This is a genomic window from Stenotrophomonas sp. RIT309 (assembly GCF_000632045.1).
In the GTDB taxonomy this organism is placed as follows: Bacteria; Pseudomonadota; Gammaproteobacteria; order Xanthomonadales; family Xanthomonadaceae; genus Stenotrophomonas; species Stenotrophomonas indicatrix.
In genome coordinates, this window is sequence record NZ_JFYS01000034.1 from 251850 (window position 1) to 268242 (window position 16393).

The window sequence follows — 16393 nt, forward strand, 5'->3', positions numbered from 1 at the left end:
GCAGATTCCCGCTGATCGGTGAGTGGGTCCGATCCTAGCAGGCGTACGTGGCTCAGTGCAGCGTCGCACCACCCGGGTCGAGGCGGTCGAGCACGCCCTGCATGGCGCTGTCGAAGGCGCCATCGTCGATGTGGGGACGCAGGCGACCCAGCCGCACCATCACCGCCAGTTCCTCGGGTGAGGCCACGCAGAAGCGCACGCCACGCCGGTTGACGAACAGCAGGCGAGAGGAAATCGGGCTGATCCAGGACAGTTTGCCCGCCTGCACCTTGCCATCCTTGTCGACGAAGTCCAGCCAGTTGCCGATCTCCATCCGGCGGAAGCGGTCGGCATCGGCATTGTCGAAATCGTCGGTATTGAAGGTACCGCCCAGTTCCACTGCCGGCGTTTCCGGTGCCGGCGGCGCGGGCAATACCACCTGCGGCAGCTCCGGCAACGCGCGCTGCAGCTCCGGTCGCGATTCGGCGATGCCCTGCAATGTGTCGTGCAGCGCATCGATGGCTGCGGTGGCTGCGTCGCCATGCACGCCGACGCTGGCAAACACCTTGGCCAGCATCGGCTGCCAGGCCTGCAGCCACGGCTTGCCGACGATCTGCCGGCGGGCCTCGGCCACTTCCTCAAGCAGGCCATCAGCCAGGGTCAGCGCCTCGGCCACCGAGGCACCCTCCTCGCCTTCGCGCAGCAGCGCCAGGGTCAGGTGGTGCTGCCAGGGCTGGCGCAGGAACTCGGCGATGGCCGGCGGCAGGGTGGCATCGCCGATGCGGCGATCCAGTTCGGCGCCGGCACGGGTGCGGGCCATTTCCAGCTTTTCCTGGCCGCGCTGGGTCTCGGCGGCCCGACGCTCGGCGATTTCCACGCGACGGCGGTGCTGTACCAGGAAATCGCGGAATTCTTCTTCCAGGGTCAGGAAGATCGCCAGGTTTTCATTGAACTCGGCGACCAGCCGCTCGATGATCTCCTCCACCTTGGCCATCAGCATGCGTTCGGCCTGGCTTTCGCCGGTGTTGCCCTCGCAGGCTTCGGCCAGCGAGTTGAGCAGCTTGCGCGCCGGGTGGGTCTTCTGCACGAACATGCGGCGGTCCAGCATCGCCACCTTCACGAACGGAACCACCAGGCGGCCGATCAGCTCGCGCGAGCGGCCTTCCAGTTCGCGCTCATCGAGCATCACGTCGAACAGCATGCCGACCAGGTCGATCGCATCCTCGTCCTGCGCGTCCAGCCGGGTCTGGCCCGGGTCGACGCCCAGCCGGGTAGCGCTGGACAGCACTTCGCTCTTCAGCCGCTGCGCCAACGATTCGCCGTCCTCGCCGATCGCCGCACGCAGGGTCGCACTGGGCGTGGCCTGCAGCAGCGACAGCACCGACATCATTTCGCGCTGGCTCAACGGGCGATGCTGGCCGACCGCGACCTGCGCCGCAGAGGTTGCGTCGTCGCGCACGTGGCGGGTCTGCTGCAGCAGTTCGTGCAAGGCTTCCAGCAGCATGCCCTGCTGGCCGGAATAGGCTTCACCGGACGGGTTCTCCTCGCCACCGGCATGCTGCTGCATGTGGCCACGACGCTCCGACCAGCGCGCGGCAAATCGCTGCGCCCAGGCCGGTGCGGCCTGTTCGTCGTCATTGAATTCGTTGTCAACGCCCGGCGCCGTGCGCTGCTCGACCAGATCATCCAGGCCATGCGGGACGTGCTGCGCCGGGGCCGGCGCAAGTGGCCGGCGCGGCGCACCCATCTGCGACATCACCCCGGCCGCAGCCAGGTGCTCGTCCAGCTTCTCGTAGATGCGGCCTACCGGCGCGCGCAGGTCGCGCTCGCACAGCTTGATCAGCACCAGGTGTACTTCCGGGGCCAGCTCGCAGCCGGCGAAGGCTTCGTGGATGGCCACGCCCAGATGCTCGGGGCTGATCGGGTTGCGGTCGGCGTCGAGTTCGATACCGCCGCCCAGCCAGCCCAGGCGGCGGTCGAGCCGCGCCAGCACCGGCTTGAAGTCGCGCAGCAGCACGGTGGCGAAGTTGCGCACCGCCAACCGCGATTCCAGTACATGTTCCGGCACCAGGCTCAGGCCATCCTGGGCCTGCCCGGCCAGGGTCAGCTCGGCAGAGACGGGCTCGCCCGCCGCCAGGCCGGCCCAGGCATGGCCGAGATGGGCGGCAAAAGCACCGGCGATCTCTTCACGGCGGCGGCGCAGCTCGCGCATCGCGTCCAGGAACAGCAACTGCGACGAGCCGGCATTGCCGGCACGGTCGAACAGGGCATCGTCAAAGCGGGCCAGTGCCGCGCCAAAGGCCTGGCACAACGCCGGCAGGACGATGTCCCGGGCAAGCTGGAGCTGGGCCGGGTCACGGCCCGGCGATCCCATCGGAGTGGGCGCGCTCATCATTCGGGAAGGCTCCCCACCTTCTCTGGTGCGACAGACATCATGGACATCGCGACGGCCGGTACACCCCATGCACCGGTCCTTCGATGGTAGGCCGCCCAGCCCATCGCGGACAGTGAAACAGTCCTCACTTCAAACCTCATGAACGGCGGCCCGGCAATATTACGTATCGTAAGCCGTGCGGGGCCTGCGAGGCGAGGGGAAGCGGGGCTCCGTGATCCGCCAGTGGCATGATGTTCATCACAGTTTGCTATTCAGGGGTCTGACGCGACACAAACGGCGTCATCTACCTCCCCGACTATAATCAGCGACCCGTGATGACCGGTTCAGACTCCATGCCCGACCCTGCCGCCCTGCTTGCCCTGGATGCCCGCCGCTCGGTGCCCTCGCGGCAACTGGGCGAGCCCGGACCGGACCCGGCCACCCTGCAGCGGATGCTGACCTCGGCGGTCCGCGTGCCCGACCACGGCAAGCGCGTACCGTTCCGCTTCCTGAAGATCGCCGGCGATGCGCGTCACACTCTGGGCGACTTCCTGGCCGCGCGCAGCCGTGAGCGCGACCCGCATGCCGGCGACGCCGTGTTCGAGAAGGACCGCCAGCGCTTCAGCCATGCACCGCTGGTGATCGTGGTGGTGGCCAGCCCCCGCCCGGACCCGAAGGTACCGGCACAGGAACAGCTGATGACCGCCGGCTGTGTGTGCTTTGCTCTGTTGCAGGCGGCACAGGCGCTGGGCTTCGGCGCGCAGTGGCTGACCGCATGGATGGCCTTCGATCCTGCCGTGCACGCCCACCTGGGGCTGGCCGAGGGCGAAGGCATTGCCGGCTTCATCCACATCGGCACGCCCAAGGCCGAAGTCCCCGAGCGCGAGCGCCCCGATGCCGCGGCCCTGCTGCAGGACTGGACCGGCCAGTGAGCGCGGTGATTCCCGTGGCGATACCGCCGCCCCTGTACTTGGTCGACGCCAGCATCTACGTATTCCGCGCCTGGCATTCGCTGCCGGACGAATTCCAGGACAGCCAAGGCTGGCCGACCAACGCCGTGCACGGCTTCGCCCGTTTCCTGCTGGACCTGCTGGAGCGCGAACGCCCCCGGCACATCGCCATCGCCTTCGACGAAGCACTGGACAGCGGCTTCCGCCACCGCCTGTACCCGGCCTACAAGGCCAACCGGGACCCGGCGCCGGAAGCGCTCAAGCGCCAGTTCGTGCACTGCAAGGCGTTGTGCGCAGCGCTCGGCCTGGCGGTGCTTGCCCACCATGATTACGAAGCCGACGACCTGATCGGCAGCGCCCTGCATGGCCACCGCAGCAGCCATCGCGGCGTGATCATTTCCGCCGACAAGGACCTGTCGCAGCTGCTGCTCGACCATGACGAGCAATGGGATTACGCACGCAACCAGCGCTGGGACGTGGCCGGGGTCAAGGCCCGGCACGGCGTGCACGCGCACCAGATCGCCGATTACCTGGCGCTGTGCGGCGATGCGGTCGACAACATTCCGGGCATCAGTGGTGTCGGCGCCAAGTCGGCGGCCGTGCTGCTGGCCCATTTCGGCAGCATGGACGTGCTGTACGAACGCCTGGACGAAGTGCCGTTCCTGCGCCTGCGCGGCGCGGCCCAGATGGCCGTGCGCCTGCGCGAGCAGCGCGAGCACGCCCAGCTCTGGCGCCAGCTGACCACCATCGCCCTGGACGCACCGTTGGAAGGTTGCCAGCCCGGCATGCCGCGCCAGGCGGCCGATCCAGAGCTGCTCGGCGGCCTGTGCCAGACCCTGCGCTTCGGCCCCATGACCCGCCGCCGGCTGTTCAGTGCCGCCGGCATTTCCGACCCCGTCCCTACTTCCAGCGAGCCCGCATGAGCCAGCGCAACACCGAAGCACCGCGTGTCGTCTACGAAGGCAAGTACCAGCGCATGGTCGTACGTGGCAGCTGGGAATACAGCGAACGCACCCACGCCGGCGGCCTGGCCGCGATCATCATTGCCGTCACCCCCGAGGACAAGGTGCTGTTCGTCGAACAGTTCCGCGTGCCGCTGCAGGCGTCGACCATCGAGATGCCGGCCGGGCTGGTCGGCGACATCGATGCGGGCGAGTCCATCGAAGTTTCCGCTGTACGCGAGCTGGAAGAGGAAACCGGCTGGACCGCCGAGCACGCCGAAGTGCTGATGATCGGCCCCACCTCCTCCGGTGCCAGCAGCGAGAAGATCGCCTTCGTGCGTGCCACCGGCCTGCGTCGCATCGGCGAAGGCGGCGGCGACGAGAGCGAGGACATCACCGTGCATGAAGTGCCGCGCACGCAGGCGGCCGCCTGGCTGGTGCAGAAAATGGCCGAAGGCTATGAAGCCGATGCCAAGCTGTGGGCCGGCCTGTGGATGATCGAGCACCACCTGGACGGCCGGCCCCGTGGCTGACGCCGGCCTGCACATGCTGCAGGCACTGCTGGGCGCCGACGATCCGGCGATCTTCAGCGTGCACCGTGCGCAGGGCGCCTCACCGTTCCTGCTGCTGGCCGACCATGCCGGCCAGCAGGTGCCGCGTGCACTGGCCGACCTTGGATTGCCGCAGGCCGAACTGGACCGGCATATCGGCTGGGACATCGGCATCGGCGGCACCACCCGTGCATTGGCCGAGCGGCTGGATGCGTGGGCGATCGAGCAGACCTATTCGCGGCTGCTGATCGACTGCAACCGGCCGTTGGTTTCGCCCACGCTGATTCCCGAGGTCAGCGACCACACCCTGGTGCCGGGCAATGCCGGGCTGTCGCCCGCGCAGCGGCAGCAGCGCATCGATGCGATCCACGCGCCCTACCATGCACGCATCGATGCCGAACTGGATGCGCGCCGCGATACGGGACGGCCGACGCTGCTGGTGATGATGCACAGCTTCACCCCGGTGATGAACGGCATGCAGCGCCCCTGGCACGCCGGCGTGCTGTACCACCAGGACACACGCTTTGCCCACGCCTTGCTGCAGGCACTGCGCGATGAAGGCGACCTGGCGGTGGGCGACAACGAACCGTATTCGGTCAACAGCAGCAGCGACTACGCGGTGCCCGTGCATGGCGAAGGTCGCGGCCTGGTGCATGTGGAACTGGAAATCCGCCAGGACCTGATCGCCGATGCCGCCGGGCAGCATGCATGGGCGGAGCGGCTGGCGCGTATTTTCAGCGCCTTGCAGCCGCAGTTGTTGGCGTTGGGATAACCCCCATCCACGCATGGCGTGGATCTACTGCAGCGCTGGCGGACATCCGCATTCGGCGAAAAGAAAGAACGAGGCCGGTTCCCAGTAGATCCACGCCATGCGTGGATGATTTTCGTCAACGCAGCACGGGAACATCCATCCACGGGAACGGTTTGAATCCGCGCACCTGCACGCGGACGCCGATCGCTTCAAAATCGTCCTTGATCGCCTGCGCACGACGCCGATCCAGTGCTTCACCCAGCAACACCGGCAGCGCGCGACAGCGTGCCAGCGCTTCGCCCACCGGAATGTCGAGCAGCTGCGCGACGCGCTGTGCCGCAGCCTTGACCTGTTCGCCCGCACACGCCAGCGTCAACTCGAACGCGGCGAAGATGCCCGGCCCGACACCGGCTGCGCGCGCAGCGTCCTGCTCGGCGGCACCCGCCTCGCCCAGCGCTTCATCGACACCGTCCACCTGCAGGAAGGCGTCGTACTCGGCGTAGTACGCCAGCGCTTCGGCGTAATCCTGCAGGGATGAGAGCGGACGCTGGCGCTTCTGCACATCCAGTACGTCAGCGAACGTGGCCGGTTCCAGGCAGGCCGACAGGCCCAGCGCCTGCACGGCCTCGGGCACTTCACCGTCATCATCGAACGCGGCGTCTTCATCTGCCGGCAACCAGAAACGCGCCGCCAGCAGATCGCCCTCGCTGGCATGCACCCAGCCGAACGACGCCCATACGTCGTGGTCGTCATTGCAGGCGGCAAACGCGTCCAGCGTCTGGCGAAGATCCAGCAGTGCAATCATGCGTCGTTTGGCAGGGCGTCGGGAGAGCTGCAGTCTACCCGTGCCGGACGCAGGCCCAGCGCGATGACCACGCCGAGCGCGGCAAACAGCGCTGCGCCGTACTGTGCATTGATCATGCCCTGCAGGGCATCAGGACTGGTTGCCGCCTGCGTGCCGCGTGCGGCGTTGGCCACCATCACCAGTACTGCCAGTCCCAACGCGCCGCCGATCTGCTGTGCGGTAGCCGCCATGCCGGACGCCACACCCTGCTGCGGCCCCGGCACGCCCTGCCCGGCCACGATCCACATCGCCGTCCAGCTCATGCCCTGGCCCACGCTGAGCACCACGATGCCGGGCAGCAGCGGCCAGTAGCTGGCGCCGTGCGGCATCGCCAGCGCCACCGCGGTGATGCCGATTGCACCGGCGGCGAAGCCCCAAGCCAGCACCTGCCGCGGCGAACGGCGCTGCAGCATGCGCTCGGCAATGCGGATGCCGAAGGTGCACACCAGCGTCGGCAGCAGAAAGGCCATGCCGGCCTGCAGCGGGCTCCAGCCATAGCCATCCTGGAAGTACAGCGCCAGGAAGTAGTACTGCACGCCATAGCTGCTCATGAACGCGAAGGTCAGGCCGAGTGCTGCACGCAGGCCGGGCAGGCGCAGCAGCGCGAACTGCATCAGCGGGTCGCGGCTGCGCTTTTCGATCTGTACGAACACCGTCAGCAGCACGGCTGACAGCAACAGGCAGATGAGCGTGGCCGGTGCGGCCCAGCCCCATTCCGGCCCCTGCACCAGGGTGGTGACCAGCAGGCTGCCGCCGGCGGTGACGGTGAGGCAACCAGCCAGATCGAAGGAACGGCCGCGCACGCGCGGGCCATCGGCCGGCAGCCACGCGCCCGCGGCGACCGCACAGGCCGTGGCCAACGGCACGATCACCGCCAGCACCGCCGGCCAGCCGAACGCCTGGGTCAGCACGCCGCCCAGCAGCGTCCCCAGCGCGAGGCCCGCCGCACTGGCCATGCTCCAGATTGCCAGCGCGCGGTTGCGCACCGGGCCTTCTGCATACAGCGTATTGATCAGGGCCAGGGTGGCCGGAAACAGCAGCGCCGCACCGATGCCCTGCGCCGCACGTGCCACGATCAGCAGCGTGGCATTGGGCGCCAGCGCACCCAGCAGCGAGGCCAGCGCGAACAGCAGCATGCCCAGCCGGTAGAAGCGGCGGCGGCCCAGCAGATCGGCCGCACGCCCGCCCAGCAGCAGGCTGCCGCCAAAGGCCACCGTATAGGCGCTGACCACCCACTGCAGCTGCTGCGCATTGATCTGCAGCGCGCGGCCCATGTCGTGCAGGGCGACGAAGATGATGGTGGCGTCCAGAGCGATGATCAGCTGCGCGGTGGCCAGCAGGGTCAGCGCCCAGCGCGGGTATTTCAGGGGAGACATGCGGCGACCGGTTCGGAGGGGGGACGGCAGTCTCATTGATGCAGCTGAATCAATAAACCCCCTCAGCGCGATTTCTGTCATGATTTTCCGCATGAATGGATCCTCGATGGACCTCAACGCGGTGCGCATGCTGGTGCAGGTGGCTGAGGCGCGCAGCTTCACCGTCGCCGCCGGCCAGCTCGGCTTGAGCCAGTCCGGGCTGTCACGCGCGATCGGCCGGCTGGAAGCCTCGCTGGGGGTAAAGCTGCTGCAACGGAATACGCGCAATGTCGCGCTGACCCCGGATGGCCAGCAGTTCGTCGAGCAGGTGGGACCGTTGCTGTGCGGGATGGAAGACGCCGAGCGGCTGCTGGCCGACCGCCCCTGCACGCCATCGGGCACGTTGAAGATCAGCGCTCCGTCGATGTTCGGGCGCAAGGTGTTGGTGCCGTTGCTGGGACCGTTGCTGCAGCAGCATCCGCAGCTGCAGGTGGAAGCGGTGCTCAGCGACCGCCTGGTGGATCTGGTGGAGGAAGGCTTCGACGCCGCCCTGCGCACCGGCACCATCGCCGACCAGCGCATGGTGGCGCGTCCGTTGAAGCCACTGCGCTGGGTGACCGTGGCCAGCCCGGCCTACCTGGCCGCGCAGGGTGAGCCGGCCGATGTGGCGGCATTGCAGAACCATGCCTGCCTGGCGGTGCGCAACCTGCGCAGCGGCCGGCTGGTGGACTGGCAGTTCCTGCAGGACGGGCAGCTGCGCGAGGTCACGCCGCCGACGCGGATGGTGTTTGACTGCGGCGACCCGTTGGTGGAGGCAGCGATTGCGGGCATCGGCATCGTGCAGGTGATGGATTTCGCGGTGGCCGACGCGTTGGCCGATGGCCGCCTGCAGCGCGTGCTGCAGCCGTTTGAAGGCCGCAGCCGCGCGCTGTCGTTGATCTACCCGCCCTCGCGCCAGCACTCACCGAAACTTCAGGTGCTGGCCGAAGCGTTGTTGGCCGGGGATTGGTAGATCCACGCCATGCGTGGATGAGCGTTTCAACGCAAAAGCCGCCGGGCATGGCCCGGCGCTACCGGGCCGTGGTAGATCCACGCCATGCGTGGATGAGCGTTTCAACGCAAAAGCAGCCAGGCATGGCCTGGCTCTACTGGGCCGTGGTAGATCCACGCCATGCGTGGATGAGCGTTTCAATGCAAAAGCAGCCAGGCTGGGCCGTGGCAGATCCACGCCATGCGTGGATGAACGTTTCAATGCAAAAGCAGCCAGGCTGGGCCGTAGTAGATCCACGCCATGCGTGGATGAGCGTTTCAACGCAAAAGCCGCCGGGCATGGCCCGGCGCTACCGGTAAGGCGTTGCCGGCCAGCGGCCGGCACTACCACCACCCGATCAGGCGAAACTATCGGTGGCACGCACCAGCGCGTCGACGTTCTCGGCTTCGAACGCCGAATGCCCCGAGGCCGGGGTGATCTCCAGCTTCGCCTTCGGCCACACCTTGGTCAGGTCCCAGGCATTGGCCAGCGGACAGACCACGTCGTAGCGGCCGTGCACGATCACGCCCGGGATGTCGGCGATGCGGTGCGCGTCGCGCAGCAGCTGGTCTTCCACCTCGAAGAAACCACCGTTGACGAAGTAGTGGTTCTCGATGCGGGCAAATGCCAGCGCGAAGTGCGGGTCTTCATGGCTGTTGATGAAGTCGTCGTCCACGTGCAGGAAGCTGGTCGCGCCTTCCCACACCGCCCAGGCCTTGGCCGCGTCCAGGCGCGTTGCTTCGTCTTCGCTGGTCAGGCGGCGATGGAAGGCGGAAATCAGGTCGTGGCGTTCCACCGCCGGAATCGGCTTGAGGTAGTGCTCCCACGCATCCGGGAACAGGCGGTTGGCGCCTTCCTGGTAGAACCATTCCAGCTCCCAGCGGCGCAGCATGAAGATGCCGCGCAGCACCAGTTCGGTCACGCGCTGCGGATGGGTCTGCGCATAGGCCAGCGCCAGGGTCGAGCCCCAGCTGCCACCGAACACCTGCCAGCGATCGACCTTGAGGTGCTCGCGCAGCTTCTCGATGTCGGCCACCAGGTCCCAGGTGGTGTTGTCCACCAGATCGGCGTGCGGGGTGGAACGACCGGCACCGCGCTGGTCGAACAGGATGATGCGGTACTTGGCCGGGTCGTGGAACTGGCGCATCTTGTCGCTGCAGCCACCGCCGGGCCCACCATGCAGCATCACCACCGGCTTGCCGTCCGGGTTGCCGCACTGTTCGAAGTACAGCGTGTGGCGGTCGTCGACCTTCAGGGTGCCGACGTCGTAAGGGGTGATGGCGGGGTACAGCGTACGCATGCTTGCAGCTCCGTGGTGGTGCCCTGCCCTTGGCAGGAGAACCCCCATTCTAGGCCGGTCGCCGGCCCAGGGTGACCCGGTCGCGCTGCTCCAGGTCCTGCACGGTCTGCACGTCGATGTAGCCGGCCTGCTCGAACAGCGCGCCGATGGCATCGCCCTGGTCCCAGCCGTGCTCGATCAGCAGCCAGCCGCCGGGCTGCAGGTGGTCGCCGCCGCCGACGATGATGCGACGGATGTCGTCCAGCCCATCAACGCCCGAGGCCAGCGCCGTGGCCGGCTCGAAGCGCAGGTCGCCCTGTTGCAGGTGCGGGTCGTCGCTGGCGATATAGGGAGGATTGCTGGCGATCAGGTCGAAGCGTTCACCGTGCAGCGGCGCGTACCAGTCGTGACCACCTTGGGCAAAACGCACGTTGCCCAGCTCGTGGCGCGCGGCGTTGCGGGCCGCCACCGCCAGCGCAGCGGAACTGGTGTCGGTGGCCAGCACCTGCGCCTGCGGTCGTTCGCTGGCCAGGGCCAAGGCAATCGCGCCGCTGCCGGTGCCAAGATCGGCCAACCGCAGTGCACGGTCCGGCGGCAGGCGCTCCAGCGCCAGGTCCACCAGCAGTTCGGTTTCCGGGCGCGGAATCAGGGTGGCGGGGCCGACTTCCAGATCGAGGGTCCAGAAACCACGGCGGCCGGTCAGGTAGGCCACCGGTTCGCCAGCCAGGCGCCGGCGCAGCAAGGCCTCGAACGCGGCCCGCTCGGCGGCGGGCAGTGGATCGGTGGCGTGCGCGAACAACCAGCTGCGCGGTCGCTGCAGCACATGCAGCAGCAGCAGCTCCGCTTCATGACGGGCCTCTACGCCCCCCAGGCGGCCGCTGGCGTCGGCCACGACCTGGCGCAGGGACGGTTCGGAATCGGCGGGCATGGCAGGCACTGGCGCGGGCGGTGGGCCCGCAATTGTAGAGTCTGGATACCGTTCAGGTTCGCTGGGGCGGGATTCGCTGCGGTGGGATATGAGAGACCTATCGACCGGTTTCTGCAGCCGATGGTGATTTCCCTTGTCATACAGCGGGTTGCAGGATGCAGGTGCCTTGATTCATTGCCGGCTCAGCGCACATCAATAGACTGCATCTATCAAATAGATGTAATCAATGCATTGTCCTTATCGAAATGGAACCAGTAACCTAGGTCCTGTCGATTCACCCACTCCCCTTCACCCAGAGGAAAAACGATGTCCCTGATCAACACCCAGATCCAGCCGTTCGAAGCCAACGCTTACCTGAATGGCGAGTTCATCAAGGTCTCCGACAGCACCCTGAAGGGCCAGTGGTCGGTCCTGATCTTCATGCCGGCAGCCTTCACCTTCAACTGCCCGACCGAGATCGAAGACGCCGCTGACCATTACGCCGAATTCAAGAAGGCCGGCGCCGAGGTCTACATCGTCACCACCGACACCCACTTCTCGCACAAGGTCTGGCACGAAACCTCGCCGGCCGTGGGCAAGGCCCAGTTCCCGCTGGTCGGCGACCCGACCCACCAGCTGACCCGCGCTTTCGGCGTGCACATCGAAGAAGAAGGCCTGGCCCTGCGCGGCACCTTCATCATCAACCCGGAAGGCGTGATCAAGACCCTGGAGATCCACTCCAACGAGATCGCCCGTGACGTCTCCGAGACCCTGCGCAAGCTGAAGGCTGCCCAGTTCACCGCCGCCAACCCGAACCAGGTCTGCCCGGCCAAGTGGAAGGAAGGCGAGAAGACCCTGACCCCGTCGCTGGACCTGGTCGGCAAGATCTAAAGCAGCACCGGCCTGCCGCAGCCCCACGCTGCGGTGCGCCCATCCCCGTGCCGGCCACATCGCCGGCGTGGGGGTGAACCCAAGACGGCCGCGCCCGCATCGCCCCTTCCACAGGTACGCGCTGCCCTCTTGGGTTCACCCCTACCCCCTCGCTGGTCCGCTACCTTCTACAGCGGTGCCACGCCCCCGTTTTGCCTGAAGCCAGGAGAAGACCATGTTGGACGCCAACCTGCAGTCGCAGCTGAAGACCTATCTGGAGCGCGTGACCCGCCCGATCCAGATCACCGCGCATGCCGACGACGGTGCCAAGTCGCAGGAGATGCTGGAACTGCTGCAGACCCTGGAAAGCCTGTCGGACAAGATCTCGCTGCAGGTGCTGCGCGACGGCCAGGGCCGCGTGCCGTCCTTCGACCTGGGCACGCCGGGCCAGGACATCCACCTGACCTTCGCCGGCCTGCCGATGGGCCACGAGTTCACTTCGCTGGTGCTGGCCCTGCTGCAGGTCGGCGGGCATCCGTCCAAGGCTACTGCCGAGCTGATCGAGCAGGTGCAGAACCTGGAAGGCGACTACCGCTTTGAAACCTATTTCTCGCTGTCCTGCCAGAACTGCCCGGACGTGGTGCAGGCACTGAACCTGGCCGCGGTGCTCAACCCGCGCATCCAGCACGTGGCCATCGACGGCGCGCTGTTCCAGGAGGAAGTCGAGCAGCGCGAGATCATGTCGGTGCCGACCGTCTACCTCAACGGCGCGGTGTTCGACCAGGGCCGCATGACCCTGGAGCAGATCGTGGCCAAGCTGGACACCAACGCCAGCAAGCGCGATGCCGAGAAGATCGCCGCCAAGGTCGCCTTCGACGTGCTGGTGGTCGGTGGTGGCCCGGCCGGCGCCGCTGCGGCGATCTATGCCGCGCGCAAGGGCATCCGTACCGGCATCGCCGCCGAGCGTTTCGGTGGCCAGGTGCTGGACACCATGGCGATCGAGAACTTCATTTCGGTGAAGGAGACCGAGGGCCCGAAGCTGGCCACGGCGCTGGAACAGCACGTGCGCGAGTACGAGGTCGACATCATGGACCTGCAGCGCGCCAGTGCACTGGTGCCCGCCGGCGAAGACGGCCTGGTGCAGGTGCAGCTGGAAAACGGCGCGGTGTTGAAGTCGCGCTCGGTGATCCTGTCCACTGGCGCGCGCTGGCGGCAGATGAACGTGCCCGGCGAAGACCAGTACCGCAACAAGGGCGTGGCGTACTGCCCGCACTGCGACGGCCCGCTGTTCAAGGGCAAGCGCGTGGCGGTGATCGGCGGCGGCAATTCCGGCGTTGAAGCGGCCATCGATCTGGCCGGCATCGTGTCGCATGTGACCCTGCTGGAGTTCGATTCCAGCCTGCGTGCCGACGAAGTACTGCAGAAGAAGCTGCGCAGCCTGGCCAATGTCACCGTGCTGACCAGCGCACAGACCACCGAAGTGCTGGGCGACGGCAGCCGCGTCACCGGCCTGGTCTACAAGGACCGTGTCGGCGGCGACTCCCATCGCGTCGAACTGGAAGGCATCTTCGTGCAGATCGGCCTGCTGCCGAACACCGAATGGCTGAAGGACACCGTGGCCCTTTCGCCGCGTGGCGAGATCGTCATCGATGACCGCGGGCAGACCAATCTGCCGGGTGTGTTCGCCGCGGGCGATTGCACGACGGTACCCTACAAGCAGATCATCATCGCGATGGGCGCCGGTTCGACCGCCGCACTGAGCGCTTTCGATCACCTGATCCGCTCCTCGGTTCCCAAGAGCAGCGGTGCGGTGGCCGAAGCGGCCTGATCCAACGTTCCCAGGCCATCGGGAGCACCATCAACCGGCTGGGCACGCCCTGCCGGTGCAGTACCCCGAGAGGTCTGAGGATGAACCTGCGTGACCTGAAATACCTGGTGGCCCTGGCCGATCACAAGCACTTCGGCCGGGCCGCCGCCTCCTGCTTCGTCAGCCAGCCCACGCTGTCGACCCAGATCCGCAAGCTGGAAGAGGAACTGGGCCTGCCGCTGGTGGAACGCGCACCGCGCAAGGTGATGTTGACCCCCGCCGGCCACGAAGCGGCCGCGCGGGCACGGGTGATCGTGGCCGAAGTGGAGCAGCTGAAAGAAGCGGCGCGACGCAGCCGCGATCCCGAAGCGGGCACGGTGCGCCTGGGGATCTTCCCCACCCTCGGCCCATACCTGCTACCGCACGTGATTCCGCGCATCCGCACGCGCTTCCCCGAGCTGGAACTGCTGCTGGTGGAGGAAAAGAGCGATGTGCTGCTGGAGCGCCTGCGCGAAGGCAGGCTCGATGCCGCGCTGTTGGCACTGCCGGTGATCGACGACCAGCTGCACGCCGAATTCCTGTTCGAGGAACCGTTCCTGCTGGCCGTGTCCGGCCGCCACCCGCTGGCCACGCGCGAGCATCTGGACGTACAGGAACTGGCCACGCAGAAGCTGCTGCTGCTGGAAGACGGCCACTGCCTGCGTGACCAGGCGCTGGAAGTCTGTCGACTGTTCGGCGCCAACGAAAAATCCGAATTCCGCGCTACCAGCCTGGAAACGCTGCGACAGATGGTCGCCGCCGACGTGGGCATCACCCTGCTGCCCAGCCTGTCGGTACAGCCGCCGGTGCCGCGCTCGAACAACATCCGCCTGCTCGACTTCGTCGGCGAGGGCCGTCCCAGCCGTCGCATTGCCATGATCTGGCGCCGCAGCTCGGCAATGAACGAGTTCCTGATGGAGCTGGCCGAGCAGTTCAAGCGCCTGCCCGATGCGCTGTTCACGCTGGAGGCGCTGGCCCCGCCAAGCGGCGATGCTGCCACCCCGCCCACGCCGGTGCTGAACGGCTGAGACACCGCAGCCGGGCATCGAAACCGGCGGGAGTCGATTCCGGCCGCATTTGTCCCCACAATACAGTCAGGCGGCGCCAGCAGGTGCCGCCTTTTGCATGGCTTTCAACCAAGGAGCGTCACCATGAACACCGCCAGCGGCCTTCCGCCGTCGATCACTGTTTCCACCCTCGACATGGACCGCCTGGACGCCATGCTCGAATCCCCGGCACACAGCCAGACGCCGGCCGCGCGCACGCTTGCCGACGAGCTCAACCGCGCAACCGTGTTGCCGCCAGACCAGATTCCCGAAGGCATCGTCATGATGCATTCGCGCGTGGAGTGCGAAGATGAAGTGTCGGGCGAGAAGCATGTCCTGACCCTGGTCTTCCCCCGCGAAGCCAATGTCGATGAAGGCAAGGTGTCCGTGCTGGCGCCCGTCGGCAGCGCCCTGCTTGGCCTGGCCGTTGGCCAGAGCATCGACTGGACCGCCCCGGGCGGCCGCAAGCTGCGGCTGCGCGTGAGCGCGGTCCACAACGACCGTCCCTGACCTGCGCTGCGAACCGCGCGCGATCAGTTTCCCTGCAATCCCCGCACCAGGAGCCGTAATGAGTACCCCGTCCAAACTGTCCCAGCTGCGCGAACTGTCCGTGGTCGTTGCCGATACCGGTGACTACGAGGCGATCAAGCGCCTGCAGCCGGTGGACTGCACCACCAATCCGACCCTGGTGAAGAAGGCGCTGGACCTGCCGGTCTATGCGGAACTGATCGAACGCGAACTGGCCTGGGGCCGCCAGCAGGGCGGCGACCGCGAGGCCGTGGTGCACGCCGTGGCCGACCGCCTGACCATCGGCGTCGGTGCGCTGCTGAGCACGCTGGTACCGGGCCGCGTCTCCACCGAAGTGGATGCCGACCAGGCCCACGACACCGCCGCGACCGTGGCCAAGGCCCGCCAGTTCATCCAGATGTACGCCGATGCCGGCGTGCCGCGCGAGAAGATCCTGATCAAGATCGCTGCGACCTGGGAAGGCGTGGAAGCCGCGCGCGTGCTGCAGGCCGAAGGCATCGACTGCAACCTGACCCTGATCTTCAACCCCACCCAGGCGCTGGCCTGCAGCGAAGCCGGTGCGTTCCTGATCTCGCCGTTCGTCGGCCGCATCCTGGACTGGTACGTGGCCAACGGCCAGACCCCGGCGAACATCGACGAGGACCCGGGCGTGGTGTTCGTGCGTGGGGTGTATGCCGAATTCAAGCGCCGCGGTTCGCCGACCGTGGTGATGGGCGCCTCGTTCCGTTCGACCGCGCAGATCGAAGCGCTGGCCGGCTGCGACCGCCTGACCATTTCGCCGGACCTGCTGGAGAAGCTCGACGCCGACCACGGCGCGCTGCCGCGCAAGCTGGTGGCCGGTGCCGCTGAAGCGGTGCAGGTGACGCCGATCGACGCGGCGAAGTTCGCAGCCGACCTGGCCGCCGATCCGATGGCGACCGAGAAGCTGGCGACCGGTATCGATGCGTTTGCCAAGGATCTGCAGGCGCTGCGCGAGCGCATTCGCTCGGAACTGTGATTCCAGCCAACGGCTGAGCCCCTCGTGGCGGGGGCTTGGTCGCGAACTGCATGAAGCAACAGCCGCGCTGGGTCGGGCGGGTTGGGTTCGCGGGGGACGCCGTGAATCCGTCCCTGGAGGCTTGGCCGCCGCATCCATGCGGCGG

15 protein-coding genes are annotated in these 16393 nt (G+C 67.2%); 10 read left to right on the top strand and 5 right to left on the bottom strand.

Translation table 11 applies throughout. The features are described from left to right. Positions 1-52: 52 nt before the first annotated feature. The gene (locus BW38_RS04200) at positions 53-2374 is read right to left on the bottom strand and encodes a DUF1631 domain-containing protein (RefSeq protein WP_032977479.1); all 2322 of its coding nucleotides are present in this window, start codon (positions 2372-2374) and stop codon (positions 53-55) included. Positions 2375-2706: 332 nt separating this feature from the next. Here BW38_RS04200 and BW38_RS04195 point away from each other — a divergent pair, with 332 nt between their 5' ends. Genes BW38_RS04195 through BW38_RS04180 form a run of 4 tightly spaced genes read left to right on the top strand, consistent with a single transcriptional unit; the run spans position 2707 to position 5567 of the window. Beyond that, positions 2707-3285 carry a nitroreductase gene (locus BW38_RS04195; protein ID WP_025877963.1) on the top strand — a complete coding sequence of 193 codons (579 nt, stop codon included), beginning with the start codon at positions 2707-2709 and terminating at the stop codon, positions 3283-3285. Continuing rightward, positions 3282-4226, top strand: a complete 945-nt coding sequence (locus BW38_RS04190) for a 5'-3' exonuclease H3TH domain-containing protein (protein ID WP_235189988.1) — start codon at positions 3282-3284, stop codon at positions 4224-4226. Before BW38_RS04195 ends, BW38_RS04190 begins: the two co-directional genes overlap by 4 nt. Further along, the gene (locus BW38_RS04185; RefSeq protein WP_025877960.1) at positions 4223-4777 is read left to right on the top strand and encodes an NUDIX hydrolase; all 555 of its coding nucleotides are present in this window, start codon (positions 4223-4225) and stop codon (positions 4775-4777) included. The genes BW38_RS04190 and BW38_RS04185 overlap by 4 nt, the downstream gene beginning before the upstream one ends. Continuing rightward, positions 4770-5567 (top strand): N-formylglutamate amidohydrolase, encoded by a 798-nt coding sequence (locus BW38_RS04180; protein WP_032977480.1) that lies wholly within the window; start codon positions 4770-4772, stop codon positions 5565-5567. The genes BW38_RS04185 and BW38_RS04180 overlap by 8 nt, the downstream gene beginning before the upstream one ends. A 115-nt stretch (positions 5568-5682) precedes the next feature. Here the strand turns inward: BW38_RS04180 and BW38_RS04175 are convergent, their stop codons facing one another. Together BW38_RS04175 and BW38_RS04170 are read right to left on the bottom strand one after the other, a co-directional pair. After that, positions 5683-6351, bottom strand: coding sequence for a hypothetical protein (locus BW38_RS04175; protein ID WP_032977482.1), 669 nt, complete (start codon positions 6349-6351; stop codon positions 5683-5685). Further along, positions 6348-7766: an MFS transporter gene (locus BW38_RS04170; protein ID WP_032977484.1), complete on the bottom strand. Its 1419-nt coding sequence runs from the start codon at positions 7764-7766 to the stop codon at positions 6348-6350. The genes BW38_RS04175 and BW38_RS04170 overlap by 4 nt, the downstream gene beginning before the upstream one ends. A 106-nt stretch (positions 7767-7872) precedes the next feature. On the opposite strand from BW38_RS04170, the gene BW38_RS04165 reads away from it, so the two are divergent. Continuing rightward, positions 7873-8757 (top strand): LysR family transcriptional regulator, encoded by an 885-nt coding sequence (locus tag BW38_RS04165; RefSeq protein ID WP_032977486.1) that lies wholly within the window; start codon positions 7873-7875, stop codon positions 8755-8757. Positions 8758-9133: 376 nt separating this feature from the next. On the opposite strand, the gene pip is transcribed toward BW38_RS04165, so the two are convergent. Both pip and prmC read right to left on the bottom strand, forming a co-directional pair. Beyond that, on the bottom strand, positions 9134-10075 hold the full coding sequence (gene pip, locus BW38_RS04160) for a prolyl aminopeptidase (protein WP_032977488.1): 942 nt from the start codon (positions 10073-10075) through the stop codon (positions 9134-9136). A gap of 49 nt (positions 10076-10124) precedes the next feature. After that, positions 10125-10982 carry a peptide chain release factor N(5)-glutamine methyltransferase gene (gene prmC / locus BW38_RS04155; protein ID WP_032977489.1) on the bottom strand — a complete coding sequence of 286 codons (858 nt, stop codon included), beginning with the start codon at positions 10980-10982 and terminating at the stop codon, positions 10125-10127. Positions 10983-11288: 306 nt separating this feature from the next. Here prmC and ahpC point away from each other — a divergent pair, with 306 nt between their 5' ends. The 5 genes from ahpC (at position 11289) to BW38_RS04130 (ending at position 16248) form a co-directional block, all read left to right on the top strand. Then, positions 11289-11852, top strand: coding sequence for an alkyl hydroperoxide reductase subunit C (ahpC, locus tag BW38_RS04150; RefSeq protein WP_025877950.1), 564 nt, complete (start codon positions 11289-11291; stop codon positions 11850-11852). Positions 11853-12066: 214 nt separating this feature from the next. Then, the gene (gene ahpF / locus BW38_RS04145; protein ID WP_032977491.1) at positions 12067-13659 is read left to right on the top strand and encodes an alkyl hydroperoxide reductase subunit F; all 1593 of its coding nucleotides are present in this window, start codon (positions 12067-12069) and stop codon (positions 13657-13659) included. A gap of 80 nt (positions 13660-13739) precedes the next feature. Further along, complete coding sequence (locus BW38_RS04140) at positions 13740-14705, top strand: LysR substrate-binding domain-containing protein (RefSeq protein WP_025877947.1); 966 nt, start codon at positions 13740-13742, stop codon at positions 14703-14705. A gap of 123 nt (positions 14706-14828) precedes the next feature. Next, entirely contained in the window at positions 14829-15233 is a 405-nt protein-coding gene (gene rnk, locus BW38_RS04135) for a nucleoside diphosphate kinase regulator (protein ID WP_025877946.1), read from the top strand. Between the two features lie 58 nt (positions 15234-15291). Then, a complete protein-coding gene (locus BW38_RS04130; protein ID WP_032977493.1) occupies positions 15292-16248 on the top strand; it encodes a transaldolase in 957 nt (318 codons plus the stop codon). Positions 16249-16393: the final 145 nt, after the last annotated feature.

What these genes read in the sequence shown, in the direction of transcription:
- ahpC (WP_025877950.1), top strand. Translation starts at nt 11,289, where the DNA reads ATGTCCCTGATCAACACCCAGATCCAGCCGTTCGAAGCCAACGCTTAC.
- prmC (WP_032977489.1), bottom strand. Translation starts at nt 10,982, where the DNA reads ATGCCCGCCGATTCCGAACCGTCCCTGCGCCAGGTCGTGGCCGACGCC.
- BW38_RS04200 (WP_032977479.1), bottom strand. Translation starts at nt 2,374, where the DNA reads ATGATGAGCGCGCCCACTCCGATGGGATCGCCGGGCCGTGACCCGGCC.
- BW38_RS04165 (WP_032977486.1), top strand. Translation starts at nt 7,873, where the DNA reads ATGGACCTCAACGCGGTGCGCATGCTGGTGCAGGTGGCTGAGGCGCGC.
- pip (WP_032977488.1), bottom strand. Translation starts at nt 10,075, where the DNA reads ATGCGTACGCTGTACCCCGCCATCACCCCTTACGACGTCGGCACCCTG.
- BW38_RS04175 (WP_032977482.1), bottom strand. Translation starts at nt 6,351, where the DNA reads ATGATTGCACTGCTGGATCTTCGCCAGACGCTGGACGCGTTTGCCGCC.
- BW38_RS04140 (WP_025877947.1), top strand. Translation starts at nt 13,740, where the DNA reads ATGAACCTGCGTGACCTGAAATACCTGGTGGCCCTGGCCGATCACAAG.
- BW38_RS04195 (WP_025877963.1), top strand. Translation starts at nt 2,707, where the DNA reads ATGCCCGACCCTGCCGCCCTGCTTGCCCTGGATGCCCGCCGCTCGGTG.
- BW38_RS04130 (WP_032977493.1), top strand. Translation starts at nt 15,292, where the DNA reads ATGAGTACCCCGTCCAAACTGTCCCAGCTGCGCGAACTGTCCGTGGTC.
- rnk (WP_025877946.1), top strand. Translation starts at nt 14,829, where the DNA reads ATGAACACCGCCAGCGGCCTTCCGCCGTCGATCACTGTTTCCACCCTC.
- BW38_RS04170 (WP_032977484.1), bottom strand. Translation starts at nt 7,766, where the DNA reads ATGTCTCCCCTGAAATACCCGCGCTGGGCGCTGACCCTGCTGGCCACC.
- BW38_RS04185 (WP_025877960.1), top strand. Translation starts at nt 4,223, where the DNA reads ATGAGCCAGCGCAACACCGAAGCACCGCGTGTCGTCTACGAAGGCAAG.
- ahpF (WP_032977491.1), top strand. Translation starts at nt 12,067, where the DNA reads ATGTTGGACGCCAACCTGCAGTCGCAGCTGAAGACCTATCTGGAGCGC.